The following is a 24491-nucleotide window of genomic DNA, read 5'->3' on the forward strand; positions in this document are numbered from 1 at the left end:
GCTGTCCGTGTCGGTATCGGAATCGGTATCGGTGTCCGTGTCGCTATCGGTATCCGTGTCGGTGTCGATATCGGTGTCGGTGTCGCTGTCCGTGTCGGTGTCGACGTCGGTGTCCGAATCCGTGTCCGTGCTCGTGTCCGAATCATCGGAGTCCGGGCCCTCGTATCCTCTGAACATGTTGCAGCTCGCCGCCGCCAGGATGGACAAAACGAAAACGGCGTTCTTCAAGTTTTGCATCTCAGAACCCCCTGGTCAGCATCAAGCCGGCACCTCGATCAAGTACGAGGGGGATCACCGCGCTCGTCGCGACTTCGCCCTCGGAATTCTTCTTCTTGAAATCGGTCAGGAACACCAGCACACCGGTGGTCACCAAGCCGGCCAAGGTGACCCCGAAGAAGACCCGCTCGACGACCTGCAGCGACTCGGCACCGTCGCGATCCGAGGAGCGTCCGGTCTTGTCCGCCTTGTCGAAACGATCGCCGACCTGGAAATCGAGGACCACCGTTCCCACGCCCAGTCCAACTGTCGCCGCCGCCGCCACGATGAGCGGCACCGGACCGAGGCGCTTCTTGCTTTCGTCCTTCTCCGGATCCGTCAGCGCCGGTTGCGGGGTGGGTTCCGGCTCTTCCTCGGCCACGGGGGTCACGGGCTCCTCTTCCGGCGCCGGGGCGGGCTCGGCCGCGATGGCCGCCTGCAACTCCTCGAGCGTCCTCCTGGCCTCTTCGGCCTTCTCCCCGTCCGGCGCGATGGCGAGGTACTGCTCCGTCAGATCCAATGCGGTCCGCTTGTCGCCTGAGAACAGCGCGGCCTGGGAGGCGTTGTAGATGGTCACCCGGTGCAGGAAGATCTTCATCGAGCACTGGAAGGACTCGAGGGCCGCCGCGTACTTCCCCACGGCGAACATCGACTCGCCGGCGGAGAACCACTGTTTCGCCGCTCTCTTGGCCTCCTTCTCATCCGCGGGCCGGTCCGGGCAGGTCGCGAGCACCTGTTGGGCCGATGCCTCCGAAGCAAAGGCCAATGCGACGAGGAGAGTCATGACGATGCCGCGGCACTTCATGCGGACCTCCATCAGCCAATCCCGACCCAGGGCGAGATTCCGCCACGGTCAGCCATCGACCGTCTTCTTTGCAACAGTATAGTAGAGTTCAAGTAGTACTGCACGACCAACTGTCGGCAACAGCGAGGATTTCCGATTCGCGTGCGAAGGGCGACGGACGGTCGGCGACTCAATCGAACGGGCTGGGGAGGAGCACCTCGTTCTTCGGGGCGTCGGTTTTCTCAACCGCCTGTTTTTTTACCTTGGGCTTGGTCTTGGACATGGATCCGGCAGCTGCTTTCTGCCACGTCACCACCACCTCGCGATCCCGGTCCAGGGGAATGGTCACCTCGAAGGGGCTGTAGCCCGGGGCGGTGATCCGGAGCCTTCCCGTTTCACGCGACGCCGGCAGGACGAACGGGTACTCGATTCCCTTTTCGTCCAAGGTGACCTCTGCGCCGACTGGCAACGCACCGAGATCCAGGCGGATCTCCTTCGGTCCCTCCTGCACCACCGGCGGCGGTGCTTCGGACGCGCCGGGCGGCACCGGCTCCGGTGCCGTCGCGGCGATCACCGGCGCGGTCTTCTCCGCGCTCCCGGCGGGTTCTCCGGAGCCGACGGCGAACAGCACGACGGCGGCGATCACGGCGACGGCCGCGAGCACGGCGCCGAGCAGCGCGTACTTCTTCTTCCTGGAAACGGCAGTGCCGCCGGAGTGCGCGTAGTCCCCTCCCCCGAACCCGTCGATCGTCGCCGCGAGCCTCGGCTGCGACTCCCCTTCGCCGGGGGGCGGCGGCACCGACGTGATACCCGTCTCCTCTCCCCGCTCCCTGCGGAAGTCGCGGAGCTTGCGCTCGTGCTCCTCGATCTCCGCGGTGAACATGCCGTGCATCAGCCGCGAGAGGTGTGCCGGGCCGAACTTGTACTCGTGCGCCTGGATCATCTCGTCCAGATCGTCGTGCATCTGCGCGGCGGTCTGGTAGCGATCTCCGGGCTGGTTGGCCAGCGCGGTCAGGATGATCGCCTCGAGGTCCGGGCTGATGTCGGACGCGATCTCGCTCGGCCTGATCGGCTTTCCGTTGACGATGTTGTGCAGCGTGCCCGCGTCGTTGTCGGCGTGGAACGGGTGCCTGCCCGTGCACATCATGTAGAGCACGACGCCCAGCGAGAAGACGTCGCAGCGCCGGTCCATGGGCTCGCAACGGATCTGCTCGGGCGCCATGAAGCCGACCTTGCCCTTGATGGAGCCCACCTCCGAGTGGGAGAGCTTGTTCGCGGCCCAGGCGACCCCGAAGTCCGCGAGCTTCGTGTAGCCGCCGTACGACAGGAGGATGTTGCGGGGCGTGACGTCCCTGTGCACCAGGCCGAGCGGCTTTCCGTCCTGGTCCTTCAGCTCGTGCGCCTCGTGCAGCCCCAGGCAGACCTGGGAGACGATGTGGGCCGACAGCCCCTCCGCGAGGGAGATCCCCTCCTGCCTCGCGGCCTTCATCGTCGTGTGCAGGTTCTGTCCGAGGACGAGCTCGCCGATCATGTAATAGATCTCGCCCTCCCGACCGACCTCGTAGATCTCGGCCACGTTGGGATGGCGGATGCTCGCGGCGAGGCGCGCCTCGTCGAGGAACATCTTGATGAACTGCTTCTCCCTGGACAGGTGGGGGTGGATCAGCTTGATGGCGACGAACTTCTCGAACCCGGCCATGCCCGGAAGGCGGCCGACATGCACCTCCGCCATGCCGCCATGGGCGAGAGGGTAGATGATCTCGTACCTGCCGATTCTTTCCTTGGTCACTTGAACCATCTCGGCTGCGGTCGTCCCCGATTCCAATAATACTCCCTTAATTCGAGTATGGACGTCACAGAACGAGAGTCAAGGCGACTCCCCTTTCCGAGGACCGCGCCCCGTACACGGCCCCGCTCCTCACGCCGGCCCGAACCAGCCGTCCCAGAGCCCGGTCAGGAAGGCGCGCACGTTGATTCCTATCGAGCGCGTGCGGTAGCCCCCCTCCTGCGCGACCAGCGTCGGCAGGCGCAGGCCGCCGATCCGCCGCCCCATGGCCGCGAAGTCGGCGGCGTGCAGGCTCCACGTCCCGGTCGGGTCGCCCCTGGCCGTGTCGAGCCCCAGGCACACGATCAGGAAGACCGGGGCGTGCTCCCTCACGCGGTTGAGCGCCCGCCCGAGAGCGCGCCCGTGGCGCACCCCGTCCGCCTTCTCGGGCAGCGGCAGGTTCAGGTTGAAGCCCATGCCGGGGCCCTCCCCGCGCTCTTCCGCGAAGCCGCTGAAGTAGGGATAGGCGAAGCTCGGGTGGCCGTGGATCGACACGGTCAGCACGTCGTCCCGCCTGAGAAAGATCTGCTGCTGGCCGTTTCCGTGGTGGTAGTCGACGTCGAGCATCGCGACGCGGCCGTAGGCGCTGAGCATCTGCGCGGCGATGGCCGCGTTGTTGAGGTAGCAGAAGCCGCCGAAGGCCCGCTGCTCGGCGTGGTGTCCGGGCGGGCGCACGAGCGCGTAGGCGATGCGGTGCCCACCGAGCAGGCGCCCGGCGGCGGTCAGCGTCGCGTCCGCGGCCGAGCGCGCGGCGCGGTAGGCGTTGATGTTGATCGGCGTGAAGGTGTCGATGCAGTAGTAGCCGGCGCGCATCGCCAGCTCGCGCGGCGGGCGCGCGCCGTTGCGGATCGGGAAGACGTAGGGGTAGATCGAGCGGCCGGGCTTCATGCTCGCGCAGGCGCGCTGGAAATACGAGAGCATCTCGCGGTCGTGCACCGCGAGGATCGGCTCGACGCCGTGCTCGCGCGCGGGGAAGCGGGAGACGATGTCGAGCGGCTCGAGATCCGCGAGGATGGATCGGACCCGCACCGGCGACTCCACGTAGCCCCGCTCGCGCACGTGGTGGATCTCGTGCTGCTCGTTCACCACCATCGCGATGCGGCGAAAGCGGTCGAGCGTGTAGCGGAGGGGCGCCTTCCGCTCGGGGCTCCTCACGTACCGGGGCGGACGCACGAGGACGGGATCGTCGACGAACGAGGCCACCACCCGGTCCACCGCGGCGGCCTCACAGAGGTGGAGGTACTTCTCCTCGAGGATGGTGCGCACGATCGCCCGCGCCTCGTCGCGGCGCAACGGCCGGCCGGTATCGAGGTCGTCGAAGACGAGGTAGGGCGGGTCCTCGTCCTCCGGCGGCGGCGGCGTGGCGTAGGCGTTGTTGTCGAGCGGCCGCGCCCCGTACTGCTCGTAGAACCTCAGGCGGGCGGCGTTCAACCGGCGGATCTCGGGCCGAGGGGAGAGGGCCGGGTCGTCGGGCAGGCACTCGAAGAAGAGGCCGATCGCGCCGCTCGCCTGCGCCTCGCCGCGCACGTGCTCGTAGAGCGCGCCACCGACGCCGCCCCCGGTGCGCTTCATCGCGGCCGAGAGGAAATCCAGGAACGCGACCTTCAGCTTCGGCTCCCACGAGGTGAGCGCGAAGCCGCGGACCGTCCCGCGCTGATCCTGCGCGACGTTGAGGACGTACTGGAAGCGGCCGGAGTTCACGCGCAGCTTGGCGGGAAGGCCCTCGACGTAGTCGGGGTTCAGGTGCGGGAACTGCTCGCGCAGGATCTGCTGCACCTGCCGCACGACCTCGGCGTTGGAGTGGGCGATGTCGTCCGGGACGCGGCGTATGCGGAACACGGGCACGGGCGACCTCCGATGCGGTCCGATGAGCGTACGCGGGCGGGTCGGACCGGTCAACCGAGCCTCCGGTGCGGTTGCCGTTCCGGAGCGGCGGGTGTAGTCCACTGTCATGAGGCTCGCAGCGATCGCGCTGGCCGCCGCAGCGCTGCTCGGCGCGTGCAGCGCCAACCGGCAATCGGGCGACGCGGCGGGGCGACCGCCCCAGGCCCCCGGCCGGCCGCCGGCGGCATCGGCTCCGGAACCGCCGCTCTCGGTCGACGCGGGTGCGCCCCTGCCCGCGGACGCCCTGCCCGCCGTTTCGAACGGCTGCCCGCCCGCCGGCGAGATCGCGGCCGAGCCGACCTACGCCGCCTCGGGCACGGTGCTCTTCGGGAAGACTTTGGGCGAGCGGAAGGGCCTACCGCGGATCAAGCCCGATGATCCGCGCCACCTTCCCGTGAACAGCGCGGTGATCTTCCGGATCTTCCACCGCGACGCGCAGCCGGCGATCCTCGAGTGCTACCGGGCCGCGCTCGCCGAGTGCCCGCAGCTGTCCGGGGTGCTCAGGGTCCGCTTCGAGATCGCCGCGGACGGATCGGCGCGCGGCGTCGGGCTCGCGGGCCCCGGGATCTCCCCCGCGCTCGACGGCTGCGTGCTCGAGCAGGTGCGCGCGGCCCGGTTCCCGAAGGAAAGCATGTCGCACGTGTGGATCACCTGGCCGTTCATCTTCATCCCGGTCAAGGATCTCTCCACGGAGTAGGCGATGCCGTACGCGCGCCTGACCTGCTACTACCTCTCCGGCACCGGCAACTCGTTCCGCGCCGCCCGCTGGCTCGCCGAGGCGGCCGAGGCGCGGGGCGTCGAGAGCGCGGTGATCCCGATCGATCGCGCGGCGCCGAAGGACGACTTGCGGCCGGGGTCGGCCCAACTCGTCGGGATCTACCACCCGGCGCACGGGCTCATGCCGCCCTGGTCGATGATCAAGTTCCTACTCCGGATGCCCCTCGGCCGCGGGGCCCACGCGGCGATCGTGTCGACGCGCGGCGGGATCCGCGTCGGCAGGCTCGTCCTCCCCGGCGCCGCCGGGCTCGCGCTCTGGTTCCCGCTCCTCGTGCTGCTGCTCAAGGGCTATCGGGTGCGCGCGGGGCTCAGCATCGACATGCCGGTCAACGTGATCAACCTGCACTGGGGGCTCGCGCCGCACAACGTGGAGCACATCAAGGCCTGGGGGCGACGGCGGCACGCGCGCCTCGTCGACGCGCTCCTCGGCGGGCGGCGGTTCTGGCACCCGGTCAACGTCGCCTGGGAGGCGATTTGGGCGGGCGGGCTGCTCTGGCTGTGGCCGATCTTCCCGATCGCGTACCTGCTCGTCGGCCGCGTGACGATGGGCAAGATCATGTTCGCCGACACCCGCTGCAAGGGGTGCGGCCTGTGCGCCAAGTACTGCCCCAACGGCGCGATCGTCATGCGCGGCGAGAAGCCGAGGATCCCGTTCTGGACCTACCACTGCGAGGCGTGCCTGCGCTGCATGGGCTACTGCCGACAGCGCGCCGTGGAGGCGAGCCACCTCTGGCTCACTGCCGTTATCCTCGCGACCATGTTCCTCACCGCCGAGCCGCTCCGGGCCGCGATCGAGGCCGTGACCGGCGCGCGGCTCGACCTGCCCGGCCCGTTCTGGCAGCTCGCATCGGTCGCGCTCTCCTTCCCGGCGATCCTGCTGCTCTACTACCCGTTCTTCGGGATGCAGCGCATCCGGCCGCTGCGCGTCGCGCTCGGCTACCTGACTTGGACGCGCGCCTTCAAGCGCCGCCACCACGACCCGGAGACCGAGCTGAGGCAGCTGCGATGAGAGGAGATCCCGCACTTCACAAGACGCCGGCGAGTGGCCATGTTCTCATCGAGAGGAAGGAACGAGCATGGACCAGATCGACGCCCACGGCCTCCGTTTCCGGAAGAGATTCTTGGATTCTCCACTTCAAGTAATTAAACATATATTAAGAGTTAAAATATCTATATTTATAATGATTTTTGCTCGCAGAAACAACCGGATTTCGGCGGCCTTCCGTGAGCGGCTCAACCTGGCGGTGTGCGGCGTGAACGAGTGCCTGTACTGCACCCACCTCCACACGAAGACCGCCCTCGCCGCCGGGGTGACCGGGGAGCAGGCCGCTGCCATCCTCGCCGGGGAGACGGAGGGAGTGCCCGCGCAGGAGGCGCGCGCCGTCGCCTTCGCCAGGTACTGGGCCGACTCCGGCGGCTGGGACGACACCGACGGGTACGGCGCCCTCGTGGAGACCTACGGGGAGGCCAAGGCGGCGACGATCCGCGCGTCCCTTCACGTCATCCAGGCAGGCAACATGTGCTCCAACACGGCCGAGGCGTTCCGGGTGAAGGCCGCGCCCCGGAGCGGGCCGGGGTTCTTCCTGGCGTGGGTGCTGGCCGCGCCGGTGGCCTTCATGGTGCGCCTGATGGGCGGCTACCGGCGATGAGCCGCTCCATCTGCCCGAGCATGTCGTCCATCAGCTTCGCGGCCGCCGCGATCGCGTCGGGCCGGGTGAGATCCACGCCCGCCCCGCGCAGGAGCTCGAGCGGCGGCTTGGACATCCCCCCTTTGAGCATCCCGAGGTAGGCCTCCCGCGCCGGCGCCCCTTCGCCCTTCACCTTCCCGGCGATGGCGATGCCCGACGACAGCCCGGTGGCGTACGAGTAGACGTAATACTTGTAGTAGAAGTGCGGGATGTACGCCCACTCGACGTCGTCGTTCTCCCCCATCGTGAAGTCCGGCCCGTAGTAGGTCCGGATGAGCCCGCCGTATGTCCGGCTGAGCAGCTCCGCGGTCAGCGGCTCGCCCCGCTCCGCCGCCGCGTGCGCCGCGCGCTCGAACTCGGCGAACAGCGCCTGCCTGTAGATCGTCGTCCGGATGCCGTCCACCATCTCGTTCAGCAGGTACAGCCGCTCCTCGTCCGTCTTCGCGCGCTCGAGCAGGTAGTCCGAGAGCAGCTTCTCGTTGGTCGTCGACGCGATCTCCGCCAGGAACGCCGAGTAGCCGCTCGTCACGTAGGGCTGCGTCGACATCGCCAGGCGCGAGTGCATCGCGTGGCCGAGCTCGTGCGCCAGCGTCGACAGGTCGTCGTACTCCTCGTAGTAGTTCATCTTCACGAACGGGTGCATCCCGAACACGGAGCAGCTGAAGGCGCCGCTCTTCTTGCCCTTGTGCGGGTAGAGATCGATCCAGCCGTTGTCCACGTCGAGCCCCTCGGAGAGCGCCTGCACGTAGCCCGGCCCGAGCGGCGAGAGCGCCTCCGGGAGGATCCGCGCCGCGTCCTCGTAGGTGAACCGCATCGGCACCGCCGCGACCATCGGCGTGTACATGTCGTAGATGTGCAGCTCGTCCACGCCCATGATCCGCTTGCGCAGCCGCACGTAGCGGTGCAGCGGCTCGAGGTTCGCGTTCACGGTCGCGACGAGGTTGTCGTAGACCTCCTCGTCGATGTCGTCCTTGTCCATGTACGCCTGGCGGGCGGTGTCGTAGCCCCGCGCCCGCGCCATCGTCACGTTGAGCCGCACCTGCCCGGACAGCGTGCTCGCGTAGGCGTGCTGGTACTGCCTGAGCGTCGAGAACAGCGCCTCGACCGTGTCGCGGCGCACCCGCCTCTCCGGATCGGACCGGAGCTTGCCGTAGCTCGACATCGTCAGCTGCACCTCGACGCCCGCCGCGTCCGCCACCTTCGGCAGCGGCATGTCGGCGAGGATGTTCGTGAACGTCTTCTCGTGGTCGGACGGCAGCTCGTTCAGGTCGATCTCGGCCCAGAGGTTGTCGCCCGCCAGCGCCAGCACCCGCTCCGCCTCCTCGCCCAGCGCCCGCGCCCGCCGGCGCCGGATCTCGTCGATGTACGGCCGGAGCTCGGCCAGCCGCGCGTCGGCCGCGTACGCGCGCCGGAGCGCGCCGTCGTCGAGCGCCAGGATCTCCTTGCGGATGAAGCCCGCCGTGGCGATGAGGCCGCTCATCGCGTCGAGCGCCCGATCCGCCATGCCCTGCAGCGCCGAGCTCGTCTGGTCCGTGTCGAGCTTGTTTGCGGAGTACAGCGTCGCCTTGTTGGTGAGGAGCCGCGTCTCGAAGTACAGCTCCAGGCACTCCCGCAGCGCCTGGGGCTTCTTGAGCTTGCCCTTGTACCCGTCCAGCTTCGCGCGGTTCTTCGCCGCCTGCGCGAGCCCCTCCGCGAACGCCGCGTCGCTCGCGAACAGCGGCTCGAGCTTCCACTTGAAGCGGTCCGGGATCTCCGCCCGCGGCATGTTGCCGTCCGGGATCCCCTTCGCCTGCGGCGCCGTCGCGACGTCGGGTGCGGGCTCCGGCCCGGCGTCCGCGGCGACCGGCGCCACGGGCGTCTGCGTCTGCACCGCCGCGCCCGAGGGGCCGCACGCGCCCGCCGCGAGCGCGCAGCAGGAGAAGATCCCGGCGAAGATCGCCTTTCGGGCATGCTCTCGTTTCATGGTCGCCTCCCTCCCCTTCGGCCCTCGCGGGTCGACGGTCTCATTCAGCGCGCCTCGCGGCTGTCGCGATCACCGCCCATCGCCGCAGACTCTACCAGGGGTGGCAGGACTGGGACAAGCCGGGGCCGCCCCGTCCGGGGAGCTGCTCGGCCCGGGCGATCTCCGTCCGCCCGCGCCCTTCGGAGCGGAGGGATGGGCGCACCTCGACGATCTCATCCGGTTCTTCGCCGAACCGCCGCACCCTCTGCCCCGTTCGAGGGCCGACCGCGGAGAGCCACTGCGCCAATGCGCCGCTCGCCGCCGCGGGCGCCGGACTCGACGAACACGCCGTCGAGCTTCAGCGCGCCCATTCTTTCTCCTCGCCCAGCACTGAAACGCGCAACAGCCATGGGCGAAGCTTTTCCTTGCGGTACTCGAAAGGCATCCTGCAGCCCTTCTCCAAATAGGCCATGTAGAAGACCTTCGCGGGCGGAACGACCTCTCGGCAGCGCCTGAAGTAGTGGACCTCGCCCGGAGGCTCGAAGAACCCGGTCAGCTCGAAGGTCCCGTGGTAGGCGTCCCCGAAGTAGTTCGATACGAAGACGAGGGGCTCGCCGGCGGGGACCGTTTCCTCGATGACCTCGAGCACCATCCTGGTCTGCATCCGGCTGCCGATCCTGAGGTTGTTCAACGTCCTGAACGCGCGGCCGGCGAGGGTCACCTTGCTCTGCCCGCGCAGCTCCAGCAGGAACGCCGCCGGGCTCTGCACGTTGAACAGGAGGACGAGCACCATCCCGACGGCGAGGAAGGTCCCCACGAGGCGTCTGCTCGGGAACCTAGGCGAGCCGACCACGAGCGCCGCGACGAACGGCGAGATCGGCAGGAGGAATCTCAGGTTGTAGAAGGAGCCGCGGTGGAGCATCAGGCCGAGCGTGAACAGCGCGACCGCCGCGAGGATGGGCAGCTCCCTTCGGCGATAGCGCCTGAAGAGGCACACGACGAGCACGTTGAGCGACAAGAGCAGCGAGACGACGACCATGACCGCGTTGCTGCCGAGGATGAGGAGCCTTCCCTCCTTTTCGATCAGAACGCCCGACGGGCCGGCGTCTTTCAAACCGGTGATCATCTGCAGGTAGTGCGCGAAGTCCTTCGTCCCGAGGATCTGGCTCCCCGGGTAGACCGCGATGCCGAGGAGCAGGAGCGCCGTCGGCGCGGCGAGGGGGGCGAGTGCCCGCATGGGGAGGCGCGCGCTCCGGATCAGCGCCGCGGCGTACAGCGCGTGGATCGGGATCGCCGTGACGCCGTAGAACTTGATCGCCACCGTCGCGTAGGCGCTGAGGAGGTAGAGCCCGAACCAGAGCCAGGTCCGTCCCAGGGTTCGCGCCGAGCCCGACGGTCGCGACTCGAGGAGCTCGATGACGCGGTCGAGCAGCGCGAACGACGCCATGAACGCCGCTGCGAACAACGCGTCGGGGCCGACCGCCCAGAATTGGTAGACGGCCACGGGGTTCAGGAAGGTCACGACCAGCATGGCGCCGAGGCGCTCTCGCGGGATCTCCAGCCGTCGGCTCAAGCGACCGAGCGCCGCGAAGGCCGCGAGCGCGAAGAGCGTTGCCGTGACATACGAGTGGACCATCGGCCCCACGTGGTACCCGAGAGCCGCAACGAAGGGCAGCAGGCTGAGCACCATCCCGAGCGGCTTCTCATAGGCTCGGGCGTTGGGATCCGCGACGAGATCGCCGAGTGACATCGAGCCGCTCAACACCTTGTAGGCGGTCCTGATGTACACCATCGAGTGCTTCACGAACGGCAGGTCCGCATTGACGACGAGCAGCACCAGCCCCAACCCGAGCAACAGGAGCAGCACGATTCTGGGGTCTCTCGGTTTGAATGGAGCGATCATTTCCCACTGCTCGAGACGAGCACGAGCGTCTCACCTCGCCCGTCCTCGTTTATCGAGCGGACGGACGCATATTGGCTCAGCATCATATGAAACTAGCACTCGCCTATCCGCCTTTCTACCACAAGGCGTTCAACGAAAATCTCCTCCCGGCGGACGGACCGCGAACCTCGTCCTGCCGCTTGCCCCTCCTTTTCACGGCGAGCATACTCGTCCCCGGCCGTCCCCCGCATGACTCGCGAGCCGTCGGCGCGCACGTCCCGCGGGGGAAGGCCGAACGCGGAGGAAACATGAGGGTATCGATTCCGGTGGTCGCGGCGGTCGCCTGTCTGGCTTGGGGCGGACATGCCGCCGCCCAGACGTCGGCCAAGGACGAGGCCAAGCGGCACTTCGCCAACGGCGTCGAGCTCGCCGGAAACGAGAACTTCGCCGCCGCCGCCGCCGAGTTCGAGGTCTCCGTAGAGCTCTACTCGACGAAGATGGGCCTGTTCAACCTGGCGAACGCCTACAAGGCGCTCTACCGCTACGGCGACGCGCTCGAGATGGTCGACCGGCTGGAGCGCGAGTTCGGGAAGAAGATCGACACCGAGCTCCGCAAGGAGATCGAGGCGCTGAAGGAATCCGTGCAGCTGATCATCGGGTGGCTCGACGTGCGCGTCGACAAGGAAGGCGCCGCGGTTCGCGTCGACGATCTCGCGGTCGGCGCGAGCCCGCTCGCGGACAAGCTGACCGTCGGCCCCGGGGATCACGTCGTCGAAGCGGCGCTGGACGGCTTCGAGACCTCCCGCCGCACCGTGAAGGTCGCGTCCGGGGACACCGTCGTCGCGGAGATGGCGCTCGTCCCGGTGCGGGAAGAGCCGCCCGCGCCCGCCGTCGGCGAGGGAGAAGCCGGCGCGGCGACCACCGATGGCGTCACCGCGAAGGCGCCCGCCGCCGAGACGGGCGCCGAGAAGGAGAAGGGTGTCGGGCCGCTGTTCTGGGTCGCCCTCGGGGGCACGGTCGTGGCCGGCGCGCTCAGCGGCGTGTTCTACGGCCTCGCCGCAGGCGCATCGAAGGACTTCGATGCGGCCAAGCGCGACTACGCCGATCTGGCCGAGGCCTTGGCGGCGGACCCGGACGATCCCGCGCTTCCCGCTCGCGACGAGCGGTTGTGGAGCGAGATGGAGGACGCGTCGTCGGAGATGTCCAGGTTCGGCGACCTGGGGCTCGGGTTCGGCATCGCGGCAGGGGCGTTGGCGGTCGCGACGGTCGTGGTGGGCATCGTACAAACACGCGGCGACGAGAGCGCGGCCGTCGAGGTCGCCGCCGCACCGGGTGGAGTCTCCCTGGCGTTCTGACCACCCGGACTGGGGATGGGCATGAGAACCGTATTCGTCGTTCGCTCTTGGATGCTCGTGTTCGCCGCGCTCCCCGTCGTCGGCGCGTCGGCCTGCTTCGAGGCCCACATGCCGGCGCGGCTCGACATGGATGGTGGAAACGACGCGGACACCGACGCCGACACCGATACCGACACCGACGCGGACACGGACATCGATACCGACACCGATTCGGACACGGACGCAGACGCGGGGGTCTTCGAGTGCACCGGGACGGGGATGTGGCTCGACCCGGAGACGAACCTGTGCTGGGAGAACCCTCCCGCCTCCGCGCCCGTCCTCTACGACGCGGCGATCGCCCACTGCGCGTCGCTCGGCGCCAAGTGGCACATGCCCACCATCAGCGAGCTCCGCTCCATCGTCGACGGCTGCGACAGGATGAGCTGGGACCTGCTCGTCGGCGTCTGCGACGACATGGCGGACTGCTGCACCGTCTCCGACGCGTGCAACGGCGTCTCGTGCTGGGACATGACCATGTGCGACGGCTGCATGCCCCTCCTCGGCGGCCCCGGGCCCTGGGGCTGCTACATCAAGGCCGGCCTCCTCGGCACCTGCACGGACCCGTTCTTCTCCTCCACGGAGAGATCCTCCGGGGTCGACGAGGTCTGGACCGTGGCGTTCAACGACGGATACGTGGTGCAGCGCGACACCTCGACGACGAACGGGCGGGTGCGCTGCGTCCGGGAGCTGCTGTCCGTCGAAGTGGGCCCGGATCCGTGCACGCCGTTGCGCGCGATCGAGTGCGGCGAATCCGCCTCCGGCGAAACCGCGGACGCCGGATCGAGCGACGGGATCGACCTCTACAGCTGCGCGCCGTTCGAGCTGGCCTCCCGCGAGGTGGCGTACGGCTTCGCGAGCCCCCTGAACGCGGTCGTCGACGTCACCATCGACGACCTCACGTCGGACCTGAGCCTCATGGTGCTCCCGGGGTCGGGCGCCGGGGCGTGCGATCCGTCGAGCTGCGTCGCGGGCAGCTTCACGCACCTGCTGGAGAGCGAGAGCGTCTCGTTCACCGCGGCGCCGGACGATCCGTACTCGATCGTGATCGACAGCTGGGGGGCGTTGACCGGCGGCTACCACGTCTCCGTGGACTGCACCGAGTGCATCCCCGAGGGCGGCGCGGCGGTCGTCTTCCCCGGAGCGCCTTCGTGCTGCCCGAGCCTCGACACCATCCCCTGCGACGGCCCGGACGCCGACGGCGGCGCCTGTGCGCCGTGCCCCGGCGCCGAGATCTGCGCGAACTGCGGGGACTCGAACTGCGGGCCGGGAGAGAACGAGTGCAACTGCCCCGTCGACTGCCCGCCCTGATCTCCGCCCGAGGCCGGGCGCCCGACCGTGAACGAGGGCGGCTCGCCGCTCTTGACCGGTGCCGCGCTGAGTGCGTCCGTTCCTACTTCGCGCTCGTGCTGATCGTCGCGCTCGGCTTGGACTAGCGGTGCTTGGGCCATTGACAACCACGGTTGCCGTGCCCAGCATGCTAGCAAGTACTTGCTAGACGGAGGCGACTCATGACGACCAGAAAATCGACCGAGGAGCGACGCAGAGAGATCGCCGACGCCGCAATCAAGATCATCGGCGAGCGCGGCCTGCGGGAGTTCACGGCGGCCCACATCGCCCACGAAGTCGGTATCAAGGACGGGACGATCTTTCGTCATTTCAAGGACATGAATGAGATAACGAGCGCCGTGCTCGACCGCCTCCAGGAGTTGCTTGAGGCGGCGCCGCGGTTCACGGGAGATCCCCTCGAGCGACTGGAGGGGTTCGTCCTGAGCCGCCTCCACTCCGTCACCGTCCAGCGAGGGATACAGTCTCTCCTCTTCTCGGACCAACTCTCCCACGCCTTGGGCGCCGAAGGCCTGAGGCGGGTCGCAGCGCTCAGGAACCGAGGCCGCGAGCTCGTCAGATCGTGTCTTCGCGAAGCGGGCGAGAAGGGCCTCCTCCGGGAGGACCTCGACATCGAGGGAGCGGTCGTCCTCGTCACTGGGATGGTGATGGGGTTCTTGTTCGCGGCCACCGACAGCGCACTTCCCGCACCTGCGGGCGAAATGGAGCAACGGTGCTGGCAGACCCTCCGTTCTGCGCTCGCGCGGGAACAGGTGCTCTCATGAAGTCCAGGACCAAGGTTGTCGTTCTCGTCGCCAGCGTGGTCCTGTTCGTGGCGGCGTTCGTGTGGCTGCTGACCACGCACGGCCCGTTGGCCCCGGTGGGGGTGCAGCTCGGCAGCGTCGTTCGCGCCGACCTCACCCCCAGCGTGTTCGGCATCGGCACCGTGGATGCGCGCCTGGCCTACGCGGTCGGCCCCATAGCGCCAGGGCGGGTCCTGCGCGTGCTCGTGGATCAGGGCGAAGCCGTGAAGGCGGGGCAGTTGCTGGCGGAGATGGACCCGGTCGATCTGGACCGCCGGGTTCAGGCGTCGGAGAGCGCCGGGGCGCGCTCGCGCAGGGCGGTTCAGGTAGCGAATGCGCAGGTCGCCGAAGCCACGAGCCGCAAGAGGCTCGCCACGACGAACCGCGACCGCGATCGGGCCCTGTACGAGCAGCGCGTCATCAGCAAACAAGTGCTGGATAGCAGCACCGGCGAGGTCGAGCGAGCCGAGGCGGCACTGGCGGCGGCGCGCGCCAACGCGGCGGCGGTGAGGCAGGACGTCGGGCGCGTGGACGCCGAATCGCAGGGCCTCGGCAGCCTGCGTGAGAGCCTGAGGCTCGTGAGCCCCGCGGACGGCGTCGTCGTCTCGCGCGAGGCCGAACCGGGGACCACGGTGGTCGCCGGTGGGACCGTGCTGCGCGTCGTCGTCCCCGAGAGCCTATGGGTGCGGGCACGGGTCGATCAGTCGCGCGCCCAGGGTCTGCGGGAAGGGCAGCTCGCCAGCATCGTGCTGCGCTCCGCGCCCGAGGCTCCGATCCCGGGTCGCGTGGCCCGCATCGAGATGCAGAGCGATCCGGTGACCGAGGAGCGGGTCGTGAACGTGAGCTTCGATGCGCCGCCCGCCCGCCTCTATCTGGGCGAGCTCGCGGAAGTCACCATCCGGCTGCCGGACGAGACCGGCGTGCTCGTCGTGCCCAGCGCGGCCATCGCCCGCGAGGGCAGCGTGACCGGCGTCTGGCAGATGGTGGAGGGGCGTGCCCGCTTCAAGCAGGTCACCATCGGCAACCAGGGCCAGGCGGGCGTGACCCGCATACTCTCCGGCCTGTCCCAGAACGACAGCGTCATCGTTTACAGCTCCGCGCAGCTCACGCCCGGCGTTCGCCTTCGCGAGCAGAAGGTGGAGCAGCCATGATCAACCTCGCCCGCCGTGACGTCGGCAATCATCTTGGCCGCTACCTGCTCACCGGCTTCGGGCTCGGGCTCCTGATCGGCGTCACCTTGACCATGGCGGGGGTGTACCGGGGCATGGTCGACGACGCCAGGGTGCTGCTGCGCGCGGTCCGCGCGGACGTCTGGGTGGTGCAGCAGAACACCCTCGGCCCTTTTGCCGAGCCGTCCAGCCTCCAGGACGATGTCTATCGCGGCCTCGAAGGGCTGCCCGGGGTCGCGGAGACCGGCAACGTGGCCTATCTCACGATGCAGGTGAAGCACGGCGGCAAGGACGTCCGTGTCATGGTGGCGGGCTACACGCCCGGGCGGCTCGGTGGTCCGTCCTTTCTCGTCGCGGGACGCCCGATCGCCCAATCCCACTACGAAGCGGTGGCCGACGCCAAGACCGGGTTCGAGGTGGGCGACCGCATTCGCATTCGCCGCAACGACTTCACCGTGGTCGGGCTCACCCGGCGCATGGTGTCCTCGGGCGGCGATCCGGTGGTGTTCATTCCCCTGAAGGACGCCCAGGAGGCGCAGTTCCTGAAAGACAACGAGTCCATCGTCAACGACCGCAATCGCCTCGCCGAAAACCCCGCCGTCAATCGTCCCGGCCAGCCGGGCGTGCTCCAGGCGGTCGAGGCCATCCAGACGGCCAGCCATAGGGTCAACGCCGTCCTGGTGCGCGTGGAAGAGGGGCATGACTCACGTCAGGTGGCCGACGACATCAAGCGCTGGAAGCACCTCACCGCGTACACCAGCGGCGACATGGAAGACATCCTGGTGGCGAAGCTCATCGCCACGGCGGCCAAGCAGATCGCCCTCTTCCTGATCATCCTGGCGGTCGTGAGCGCGGCGATCGTGGCCTTCATCATCTACACGATGACGCTCGGCAAGATTAAGGAGATCGCCGTCCTGAAGCTGATCGGCACACGCGATCGCACCATCGCCGCGATGATCATGCAGGAGGCGCTGGGCCTCGGGGTCATCGGTTTCTTCGTCGGCAAGTTCGCCGCCACCCTGTGGGCGCCGGTGTTTCCCAAGCACGTGCTCCTCGAGACGAACGACGCGATGCGCGCCTTTGTGATCACGCTGGTGATCTGCGCGTTGGCCTCCGTGCTGGCGATCCGCGCGGCGCTGCACATCGACCCGGCCGAGGCGATTGGCGGATGAAACCATGACGACGACAGGACCCGCGATCCTCATCGAGAACCTGACCAAGCGTTACGGCAGCGGTCCGACCGCCGTGGACGCGCTCAAGGGCGTGGACATGAGGATCGACCCTGGAGAAGTCGTCGGGCTGATCGGTCCGTCGGGCTCGGGCAAGACCACCCTGCTCAAGTGCCTCGGCGCGGTGATCGAGCCGACTTCCGGGCGCTTCACCCTGGCCGGCGAGGTGATCTACGACAATGCGTGGAAGCGGACCGACCTGCGCGCGCTGCGCCGCGACCGCATCGGCTTCGTGTTCCAGGCGCCGTACCTCATCCCGTTTCTCGACGCCACCGACAACGTGGCGTTGTTGCCCATGCTGGCCGGCGTGAAGAACCCCGTGGCGCGTGCCACGGCCCTCGACATGCTGACCGCCCTGGACGTCCAGCACAGGGCGCACGCGCGCATCCCCGAGCTGTCCGGCGGCGAACAGCAGCGCGTGGCGATCGCCCGGGCCCTGGCCAACAAGCCGCCTATCATCCTGGCTGACGAGCCCACCGCGCCCCTGGACAGCGAGCGCGCCCTCGGCGTCGTGAAGATCCTCAATCGCCTCGCGCAGGAGTTCCAGACCGCCATCATCGTGGTCACCCACGACGAAAAGATCATCCCGACGTTCAAGCGCATCTACAACATCCGCGACGGAAAGACCTACGAGGAGCCTGGCGAGGGAAGGCCGATATAGACCTCCTATCGGGGGTCAAGACCCTCCACTTTGCGTCGAGGTGCCTAGGGCGAGATCTACTCGGGGCCGGGGACGCAGTACACCCCCGAGATGGTCGCGCTGTTGTTTCCCTCGACGCATTCGGTGTTCTCCCCCGATCCGGTCCCGTCGTCATCGGCCACCACCGTGACGTCCACCGCGTCCCCCGACGAGACAGGCGGGTTGTCCCAGATGCAGGTGATCGTTTCGCACTGTCCGGGGAGCAGAATGGCGGCGGTCTCCGTGAGGCACACGAGCTCCGCGCTCGCGTAGAACGCCACCGGCGCTCCGGAGCCCAGCGGTTGCGTGCCGCGGTTGCACACCTCGGCCTCCAGCGCCGCGTTGTCGTCCGCGTCGCAGGAGAACGAGCCCCCCTGCGCGGTCATGTCGGGAGAGGAGAAGGCCGCGGCGTCCCCCTGGACGTTCTGCCTGAAGTGGTTCATGTCGTCCACCAACCAGTTCTGATCCCAGCCGGAGGTCGACAGCACCGTCCCGTTCTCCTCTATGTGCGTCACCGAGTACGCGTGCTGGCTCCAGATGGTGCGAGAGCCGACCCACCGATCCGCCACGTCGGAATAGACCCTGATTCCGTTGTACGCCCCGAGCCACTCGGCGCGGCAGGTGTCACCAGTGCCCGGTGTTCCCGTGGGTGGCGTGGCGCAGACGAAGCCGGTCCCCGAGCCGCCGCAATCCGCGTCCGAAGCGCAGCGGCAGTAACTCGTGTCGCAGTTGCCGCTGATGCAGTCGACGTCGGAGTCGCAGCGCAGCCCCTTGAACAGCGGATCCATGGGGTTCCCCCAGGGGCTCACGGGGTACGTCAGGCTGCCCGCGGTGGTGGGCGTGATATCGCAGTTCTCGTTGGAGGGCACGATCAGCTCCGCGTTGAAGTCGCCGTCCACGTCCGCGACGATGGGGTTCTCGTTCCAGGTGCACGACGAATGGTACTGGCTGAAGACCACCTCGCCGGACTGCCCGTCATAGACGCGCGTGAACACCTCGTCCGCGTAGATGACCTCGACGCGCCCGTCGCCTTCGAAATCGAACAGGGACGAACCCGTCCTGTTCGAGGAATGATCCTGCGAAGGTTGCCACCACAACATGCCGTCGGTTCTGAGAGAGCCGCAGTAGATCATGTCCGGCAGTCCCTCGCAGTCGGGGTCGAAGACGGCGATGGAGTCCGATCCGGAGCACGACACCTCCGCCAGCCCGTCGCCGTCGAAGTCGCCTACCGTGGGCGGGCCGCCGCCCTGCCCCGAGGGCATGTCCAAAGGTCCGAAGATCAACCGGCCGTCCATGGTCGTGATCCTCACCGTGGGCGCCGTGACCACCACGATCTCCGCGATCCCGTCGAGCGTCATGCGGTCGTCCAGGTCCGGATCGTCGCCGTACGTACCGAAGTCCGCGATCGCGATGTATCCCTGCGTGCCCCCGCTCCACACCTCCTGCCAGGTCAGGCCGGAGTTGTCGAAACGGTAGAGCTCCGCACCGGTGGCCAGCTCCACCGAGGGATCGCCGAAGGTGTCGAGGGTGCCGTCCAGGTCGCCCACCACCGGGTACCCGGCGCCGGAGTACATGTGTCCCGAGAGGCCGAGCGCGTCGTCCAGCACGTTGCAGTCGGCGTCGTAGGTGATGCCGCCGGTCATGATCTCGGGGGAGCCGTCGTTGTCCAGATCGAATACCGACGGCGCGGACCAACCGCTGGCTTGCGCCGCGAAGATCAGCGATCCCTGGCAGTGGAAATCGAAGGCGTCCAGGATTTCGTCGTACGAGAACGCCACGACTCCGCCGTAGCCCGTGTGGGCGATGATCTCCGCTCGCCCGTCCAGATCCAGATCGGCGATCGCCGGCGAGTTGCACCCGTTCAGCTGGCTGCCCACGTTGTACTGAAGCTCGCAGGTGCTGCCGTCCAACACCCGGATCACCCCGTGAGCGCCGGCGTAGAAGCCCGAAGATCCGTCGTCGCCGTTGTAGGTCATCACGACGATGGAGGGGCGTATGGTGCTCGGGTCATCGTCAAAATCGAAGTCCACCACCATGGGGGTGCTGAGGACTCTGACGTGATCCGGGTAGGGATCCGAAACCGGCGGCGCCGAGAACTCGCACTGAATCCCCGGCTGGAACAGGCCCGCGATGGACGTCTGGGTGCAATCCGTGTCGAACTCGCCGTCGTCCCACGGAACGCAAACATCGCCGTCGCAGTAGCTGTCTTCCTGGCAGTCTTGGTCGTCGACGCATTCGCCCTGCTCGGGGATGCACTCGTCCTCGTAGCAGATCTCGTCGTCCTCGCAGCAGACGCCTCCGCACAGCTCTTCGGGGCATTCGTCGGTGTCCGTGTCCGAGTCGGCATCGGTGTCCGAGTCGGTGTCCGAGTCCGAGTCGGAGTCCGAGTCGGAGTCCGAGTCGCCGTCCGTTCCGCCGTCCGAGTCCGTGGACGGCGCGCTTCCTCCGCCGGCACAGGCCGAGAGACACAGCCCCGAAACGATCAGGATCCATCTCATTGAAAACCCTCCTGGCTCAAATCGGGCCCTATGGTCCCGGCAACAATCGATAACGCACCGATGACCCCGAGTCGTCCGGAGCGGCTTCGCTGGTGTCTTCCCATGCCGCGAAGAACCACCCTTCCACGCTGCAGATCTCCGGTGCGAGCTGAGCTCCCATGAACGTCGTGTTGATCTGGAAATCGTCGCCCAGTGAGGTCAGATCGGTGGCGACGGGGTCGGCATCGGCTGAAAACACGCGGCCCCTGATTCCGGAGCCGGATCCGTCGGCGGAGCTCCAGTCTTGCCAGGCCACCGCGAACCTCCCGTCCGGCATGGAGGTCGGGACGGGAAGCTGCTGGCCCTCCGACATGGTGGTGTTCACCTGGAAGTCCCCGTCGGACGATGTCAGGGCGTTCGGCCTTCCGGCGCCCTCCTCGTCCAGCAGGCGGGCCCTGATCCCGTAGTAGTGCACGTCGTCGGTCAAGCTGAGATCCGTCCAGACCACGACCGCGCCGAGGTCCGGTTGAACGGCTATCCTCGGCGTCGCCTGCATTCCGGTCGTGGTGGTGTTGACGAGAAAGTCGGCTCCCGGTCCGACGACGCCGCCGTCTCCGTCAAGGAGCGCTCCGACGATGCCGTAGCTGTCGGTGTCCAGCCCGCCCGACGCGTCGGTCCAGACCACGAGGTATCGATCTCCCAACCAGGCGACGTCGGGGTGAAACTGGTTGGACACGATGTGGGTGTTTATCTGAAAGGCGCCGTCGTCACCGGTCTGGGAGTTGGTGCGCGGTACGGCGTCCGAGTCGAACAGGCGGCCCCGGATCCCGTACCCGTCCGTGTCCGCCCCGGTCGTGTCGTTGTCGACCCACACCGCCAGGAAACCGCCGGTGTCATCGACCGCGACGGCGGGGGTCTGTTTCTCGCCTCCCTGGGTCGCGCTGAGGCAGAAGTCATCGTCCTGGTCCGTTTGCGACGGATCGAGCAGGCGGCCCCGGACATCGAGCTCGTTGACGGGATCTTGACCGTCGTCCGTCCAGACGACGATCACTGTCTCATCCGATCGCAGCGCCGCCCGCGGCCGGGATTGGAGCCCTTCGGTGGTGGTATTGACGTTGATCTCCGCGTCGCCATCGCCGAAAAGATCCGCGGGCATCCCGTCCGTGCCGAAGACGCGCACCCGTACGCCGGCCCCGTCCTCTTCCCCTCCGCTCCAATCCGAGAAAGCGAGGAGCACGTGATCGGCGCCACAGGTCAGGCTCGGCTCGCGCTGGTTTCCTTCGTACAGGCTGTTCGCCACATAGTCCCACTCGTCGTTCAACGTGCAGGTCGAGTTGCATCCGTCCCCGGAGATCAGGTTCCCGTCGTCACACACTTCGTCGCCTTCGGTAGCGCCGTCTCCGCACACCGCCGGATCGGAATCCGAACCCGTGTCGGTGTCGGTGTCGGCGTCCGAATCCGTGTCGGTGTCCGGGCCGCCGTCGTTCTGTCCGACCGGCGGCGATCCGTTGTCGCAACCGAGCAGCACGACGATCATCGCTAACCAACACAGCGATTCGCAGACTCTTTTCATGATCACTTCTCGCCCCTTCGAGTACTTAGTCCTTCTTGCCTGCGCCCATGACGAAAACACGGTAACACGTCCGCCCGCTGAATGCCGGAGAAAGCCTCGAGGGGGGCGAGAGAGCGCCAGACGGCGCGAACAGGCCCCAACCACACGAGAGCCCTGAGATTTCTCCCAGGGCGCTCTTTCGGGGTGCAACGAGCACGTTCAGAACTCTCTGCCTGGAGCGCGCTCCCGGATCGCGACGACGCGGCCGACGCGGTTCACCGCGACATGAGCGCGAACACACCCCAGCCCAGGTGTTCACGGGCGTATCTGGCGTAGCGTTCGGGCGCCGAGGTCAGCTCGGCTCGAACGTCTTTCGCGAAGTCATCGTCGGGATTCTCTTCGAGCCATCGCCGCATGGTGAGCCACTTGGCCGCCTCGTACCTGTCCCAGCTGTCCTGGTCCGCCAGGACCATCTCCACGACGTCGTAGTCGAGGTCGCCGAAGGACGCGAGAAGCTCCGGCAGCAAGAGGAAGTCCGAGATGGCACCGGCGCGGCATCCCTTGGCCACTTCTTCCGTCGGCGGCAATCGCAGCCAGTACGGCTCGCCGATGAGGATGATCCCTCCCGCGCGGAGACTCTTGGCCAGAAGCCCGATAGTGCCGACGACTCCCCCACCTATCCAAGTGGCGCCGACACAGGCTGCCACACCGACCTTCTCGTCGGCGACGTAGCCGGCGGCGTCTCCGTGGATGAGCTCGACCCGATCGGCGACGCCCAGTTCGTCGGCGCGGCGTCTCGCCTGTTCGGTGTACAACCGACTCATGTCGATACCGACGCCAGTGATTCCGTAGTCGCGCGCCCAGGTGCACAGCATCTCGCCCGAGAGAAAACAAGAAGCGGTCGCTGCGCTCGACGCGCTGTTTGGGCAACAGTTGGGCGCCGGGCAGGGACGGACGGGGACAGCGGAACGATGACAGTGCCCCTAAATACACGAAAGCCCTCGGGAATTCCCAAGGGCTTTCTTGCGGGGTGGACGGGACTTGAATCGCCCTGAGAGGGCAACAAATAACCCAAGGGAATCGGGACGTTGCGCCCCACCTCTCAGAGATTGCTCATAAATCGATTCGCGGTGTTCACCTGGGTTTCTCGTTGTTCACCATCGTTCGGCGCGTGCTGCGGAACACGGTCGCGGAACATAGAACACGGCTGAAGAGACCGCCCTGCCCTACCCGAACACCCCCTCGTCGCGCCCTTCCAAATTGATGATCGCCCATACCTCGCGCAGCCGCCGAGGGTCGATGAACACGTGGAACGCGCCCTCGTTGAGCTTCTTGCGCAAGATGCCCATGACGAGGAGCCGGTCGACGACCCGACGGGCGACCTTCTTCTCCTCGTCCGCGAAGTGGTGCCCGTACGCGTGCTCGATGCCCGTGTGCCGTCCGCCGACCCGGCCGTCGCGCAGCAGCCTGCTCAGCACGCGGCTCGCGATCATCGCTGGGGAGGAGCGATCGAGCGCCGGGGTCGGTGACGACGGCGCGGGCGCATCCTCCAGTGCGAGCGGCGGCGCGTGACCGCCGAGGCCGAGCAGGGAGCGCAGCGACACCTCCACCCCCGCGTCCACGGCGTCGTCGTGGAACGGCATCCCGTGGGCGACCAGCGCCGCGACCGCCTCGCTCAACGACAACCCGAGCCGCGCCGCGACCTCGGGCAAGGGCCCGCCGACCGGCTCCCCGTCGTCGGGCTTCCGCTCGTCGGGGGCGCTCGGCGTGAACGCCAGCGACGGCGCCTGCTCCACCTCGAAGGCGATCCCCAGCTCGGTCAGGGTCGGCCGCGCCATCCACGCCTCGCCGAGCAGCAGCTCGAACAGCTCGACGTCGAGTTCCCCGGCGAGCCGCACCGCGATGCAGCCGTCGATCGTGCCGTACGCGGGCGGGGCGTCGTTCGTGTCGACGACCTCGCGCACGGCGTTCTCCATCGCGTGCGAGAACGCGGCGGCCACGCGCCAGCACGGGTCGGATTCGATGCCCCTTTCCGACAGCGGGAGCGCCGCCACGACTTCGTTCCCACCCGTCGCGATCGCGACCGTCACCGAGATCCGCGCGATCCGCCCCGCCGCGTCCAGGGCGTCCGCGTACCGGGCGACCTCGCGGCGCAGCGTAGCCTCCATCGTGCCGTACGCCTCGGCCGCGATCGGATCGCCCCCGTTCCGCGCGCGCCGTCGGACCTCCTCGTACCGGACCACCGTCGCCTCGCCCAGGGCGACGACCGCCGACTTGCGCGCCGTCTCCCGATCGCGCAGGACACCCGCGCGCTCGACGAGTGCCGCTGTGAGCGCCGCCCCCCGCTCATGGAGCGCGGTGGACCACGCGGCCCGCCGTTCCTCGGGCTTCACGGCGACGAGCGCGGCCTCGGCGCGGAGTTGCTCCGCGCGCAGCGCCTTCTCCTCGCGCTCCTCGATGATCTTCCTGATGCGGCGCTCCGCGTCCGCGCGGACCAGGGCAATGCGCTCCTCGGACAGGCGGCATTCCGCTTCGATCTGCTCGGCGGCGGCCTCTACCTCCGCGCGCTGCCGCTTCTTGTCGCCGAGGATGTCCTGCACGCGCTCGCCGAGAGAGCCGGGCTTGGGCGGCTCGGCAGGCTCGACGTCCACGATCTCCTGCGGCGACTCCTCCGGCGGTGGCGCGATGACGGTCTCGGGCTCGGGCTCGGGTTCCGCGACGGCGCCGGGGGTCAGCTTCGCGGGCTCGGCCCCCGCGGTGGCGATCTCCTTGCGGCGATCTTCGATGAGCGACAGCGGGAGCTGGAGCCGGGCTCGTAGCGGTGAACG

19 protein-coding genes and 1 pseudogene are annotated in these 24491 nt (G+C 68.0%); 9 read left to right on the forward strand and 11 right to left on the reverse strand.

Annotation, left to right across the window (positions count from 1 at the left end; genetic code table 11):
* The 4 genes from M0R80_22390 to M0R80_22405 form a co-directional block, all read right to left on the reverse strand.
* Positions 1-237: hypothetical protein (locus tag M0R80_22390; protein MCK9462384.1), on the reverse strand; the 237-nt coding region annotated here is incomplete at its 3' end.
* Between the two features lies 1 nt (position 238).
* Positions 239-1060 (reverse strand): hypothetical protein, encoded by an 822-nt coding sequence (locus M0R80_22395; protein ID MCK9462385.1) that lies wholly within the window; start codon positions 1058-1060, stop codon positions 239-241.
* Positions 1061-1229: 169 nt separating this feature from the next.
* The gene (locus tag M0R80_22400) at positions 1230-2828 is read right to left on the reverse strand and encodes a serine/threonine protein kinase (protein MCK9462386.1); all 1599 of its coding nucleotides are present in this window, start codon (positions 2826-2828) and stop codon (positions 1230-1232) included.
* Positions 2829-2957: 129 nt separating this feature from the next.
* Complete coding sequence (locus M0R80_22405) at positions 2958-4703, reverse strand: histone deacetylase family protein (GenBank protein MCK9462387.1); 1746 nt, start codon at positions 4701-4703, stop codon at positions 2958-2960.
* 112 nt (positions 4704-4815) lie between these two features.
* Here M0R80_22405 and M0R80_22410 point away from each other — a divergent pair, with 112 nt between their 5' ends.
* The 3 genes from M0R80_22410 to M0R80_22420 all read left to right on the forward strand — a co-directional run bounded on the left by M0R80_22410 (position 4816) and on the right by M0R80_22420 (position 7174).
* Positions 4816-5445, forward strand: a complete 630-nt coding sequence (locus tag M0R80_22410; protein MCK9462388.1) for an AgmX/PglI C-terminal domain-containing protein — start codon at positions 4816-4818, stop codon at positions 5443-5445.
* 3 nt (positions 5446-5448) lie between these two features.
* On the forward strand, positions 5449-6534 hold the full coding sequence (locus tag M0R80_22415; protein MCK9462389.1) for an EFR1 family ferrodoxin: 1086 nt from the start codon (positions 5449-5451) through the stop codon (positions 6532-6534).
* A gap of 172 nt (positions 6535-6706) precedes the next feature.
* Positions 6707-7174 carry a carboxymuconolactone decarboxylase family protein gene (locus M0R80_22420; protein MCK9462390.1) on the forward strand — a complete coding sequence of 156 codons (468 nt, stop codon included), beginning with the start codon at positions 6707-6709 and terminating at the stop codon, positions 7172-7174.
* Here the strand turns inward: M0R80_22420 and pepF are convergent.
* The 3 genes from pepF to M0R80_22435 form a co-directional block, all read right to left on the reverse strand.
* Positions 7140-9176, reverse strand: coding sequence for an oligoendopeptidase F (pepF, locus tag M0R80_22425; protein ID MCK9462391.1), 2037 nt, complete (start codon positions 9174-9176; stop codon positions 7140-7142). The two genes, M0R80_22420 and pepF, sit on opposite strands and share 35 nt — an antisense overlap.
* Before the next feature lie 91 nt (positions 9177-9267).
* Positions 9268-9462: a hypothetical protein gene (locus tag M0R80_22430; GenBank protein ID MCK9462392.1), complete on the reverse strand. Its 195-nt coding sequence runs from the start codon at positions 9460-9462 to the stop codon at positions 9268-9270.
* A 51-nt stretch (positions 9463-9513) separates the two neighbouring features.
* The gene (locus M0R80_22435) at positions 9514-11058 is read right to left on the reverse strand and encodes a hypothetical protein (protein MCK9462393.1); all 1545 of its coding nucleotides are present in this window, start codon (positions 11056-11058) and stop codon (positions 9514-9516) included.
* A 287-nt stretch (positions 11059-11345) separates the two neighbouring features.
* Between M0R80_22435 and M0R80_22440 the strand changes: the two genes are divergently transcribed.
* From M0R80_22440 to M0R80_22465, 6 genes are all read left to right on the forward strand, one after another.
* Positions 11346-12392 (forward strand): PEGA domain-containing protein, encoded by a 1047-nt coding sequence (locus M0R80_22440; GenBank protein MCK9462394.1) that lies wholly within the window; start codon positions 11346-11348, stop codon positions 12390-12392.
* Between the two features lie 21 nt (positions 12393-12413).
* A complete protein-coding gene (locus tag M0R80_22445; protein MCK9462395.1) occupies positions 12414-13739 on the forward strand; it encodes a DUF1566 domain-containing protein in 1326 nt (441 codons plus the stop codon).
* A 200-nt stretch (positions 13740-13939) separates the two neighbouring features.
* A complete protein-coding gene (locus tag M0R80_22450) occupies positions 13940-14539 on the forward strand; it encodes a TetR/AcrR family transcriptional regulator (protein MCK9462396.1) in 600 nt (199 codons plus the stop codon).
* Positions 14536-15708: an efflux RND transporter periplasmic adaptor subunit gene (locus tag M0R80_22455; protein ID MCK9462397.1), complete on the forward strand. Its 1173-nt coding sequence runs from the start codon at positions 14536-14538 to the stop codon at positions 15706-15708. Before M0R80_22450 ends, M0R80_22455 begins: the two co-directional genes overlap by 4 nt.
* Positions 15705-16898: an ABC transporter permease gene (locus tag M0R80_22460; GenBank protein MCK9462398.1), complete on the forward strand. Its 1194-nt coding sequence runs from the start codon at positions 15705-15707 to the stop codon at positions 16896-16898. Before M0R80_22455 ends, M0R80_22460 begins: the two co-directional genes overlap by 4 nt.
* 4 nt (positions 16899-16902) lie before the next feature.
* Positions 16903-17616 carry an ABC transporter ATP-binding protein gene (locus M0R80_22465; protein ID MCK9462399.1) on the forward strand — a complete coding sequence of 238 codons (714 nt, stop codon included), beginning with the start codon at positions 16903-16905 and terminating at the stop codon, positions 17614-17616.
* A 56-nt stretch (positions 17617-17672) separates the two neighbouring features.
* Here the strand turns inward: M0R80_22465 and M0R80_22470 are convergent, their stop codons facing one another.
* From M0R80_22470 to M0R80_22485, 4 genes and pseudogenes are all read right to left on the reverse strand, one after another.
* Entirely contained in the window at positions 17673-20132 is a 2460-nt protein-coding gene (locus M0R80_22470) for a VCBS repeat-containing protein (GenBank protein ID MCK9462400.1), read from the reverse strand.
* A 28-nt stretch (positions 20133-20160) separates the two neighbouring features.
* Positions 20161-21684, reverse strand: a complete 1524-nt coding sequence (locus M0R80_22475) for a myxococcus cysteine-rich repeat containing protein (GenBank protein ID MCK9462401.1) — start codon at positions 21682-21684, stop codon at positions 20161-20163.
* Between the two features lie 254 nt (positions 21685-21938).
* Positions 21939-22547 (reverse strand): annotated as a pseudogene (locus M0R80_22480) (class I SAM-dependent methyltransferase).
* A 342-nt stretch (positions 22548-22889) separates the two neighbouring features.
* The coding region (locus M0R80_22485) for a hypothetical protein (protein ID MCK9462402.1) at positions 22890-24491 on the reverse strand (1602 nt) is incomplete at its 5' end.

It is taken from the genome of Pseudomonadota bacterium (genome assembly GCA_023229365.1).
Classification (GTDB): Bacteria; Myxococcota_A; Polyangia; order JAAYKL01; family JAAYKL01; genus JALNZK01.

Bases quoted from the DNA above. Each gene is read 5' to 3' on its own strand.
- M0R80_22440 (MCK9462394.1), top strand. From the start codon at position 11,346: ATGAGGGTATCGATTCCGGTGGTCGCGGCGGTCGCCTGTCTGGCTTGG.
- M0R80_22435 (MCK9462393.1), bottom strand. From the start codon at position 11,058: ATGATCGCTCCATTCAAACCGAGAGACCCCAGAATCGTGCTGCTCCTG.
- M0R80_22460 (MCK9462398.1), top strand. From the start codon at position 15,705: ATGATCAACCTCGCCCGCCGTGACGTCGGCAATCATCTTGGCCGCTAC.
- pepF (MCK9462391.1), bottom strand. From the start codon at position 9,176: ATGAAACGAGAGCATGCCCGAAAGGCGATCTTCGCCGGGATCTTCTCC.
- M0R80_22465 (MCK9462399.1), top strand. From the start codon at position 16,903: ATGACGACGACAGGACCCGCGATCCTCATCGAGAACCTGACCAAGCGT.
- M0R80_22410 (MCK9462388.1), top strand. From the start codon at position 4,816: ATGAGGCTCGCAGCGATCGCGCTGGCCGCCGCAGCGCTGCTCGGCGCG.
- M0R80_22415 (MCK9462389.1), top strand. From the start codon at position 5,449: ATGCCGTACGCGCGCCTGACCTGCTACTACCTCTCCGGCACCGGCAAC.
- M0R80_22455 (MCK9462397.1), top strand. From the start codon at position 14,536: ATGAAGTCCAGGACCAAGGTTGTCGTTCTCGTCGCCAGCGTGGTCCTG.
- M0R80_22475 (MCK9462401.1), bottom strand. From the start codon at position 21,684: ATGAAAAGAGTCTGCGAATCGCTGTGTTGGTTAGCGATGATCGTCGTG.
- M0R80_22470 (MCK9462400.1), bottom strand. From the start codon at position 20,132: ATGAGATGGATCCTGATCGTTTCGGGGCTGTGTCTCTCGGCCTGTGCC.
- M0R80_22450 (MCK9462396.1), top strand. From the start codon at position 13,940: ATGACGACCAGAAAATCGACCGAGGAGCGACGCAGAGAGATCGCCGAC.
- M0R80_22445 (MCK9462395.1), top strand. From the start codon at position 12,414: ATGAGAACCGTATTCGTCGTTCGCTCTTGGATGCTCGTGTTCGCCGCG.
- M0R80_22395 (MCK9462385.1), bottom strand. From the start codon at position 1,060: ATGAAGTGCCGCGGCATCGTCATGACTCTCCTCGTCGCATTGGCCTTT.
- M0R80_22420 (MCK9462390.1), top strand. From the start codon at position 6,707: ATGATTTTTGCTCGCAGAAACAACCGGATTTCGGCGGCCTTCCGTGAG.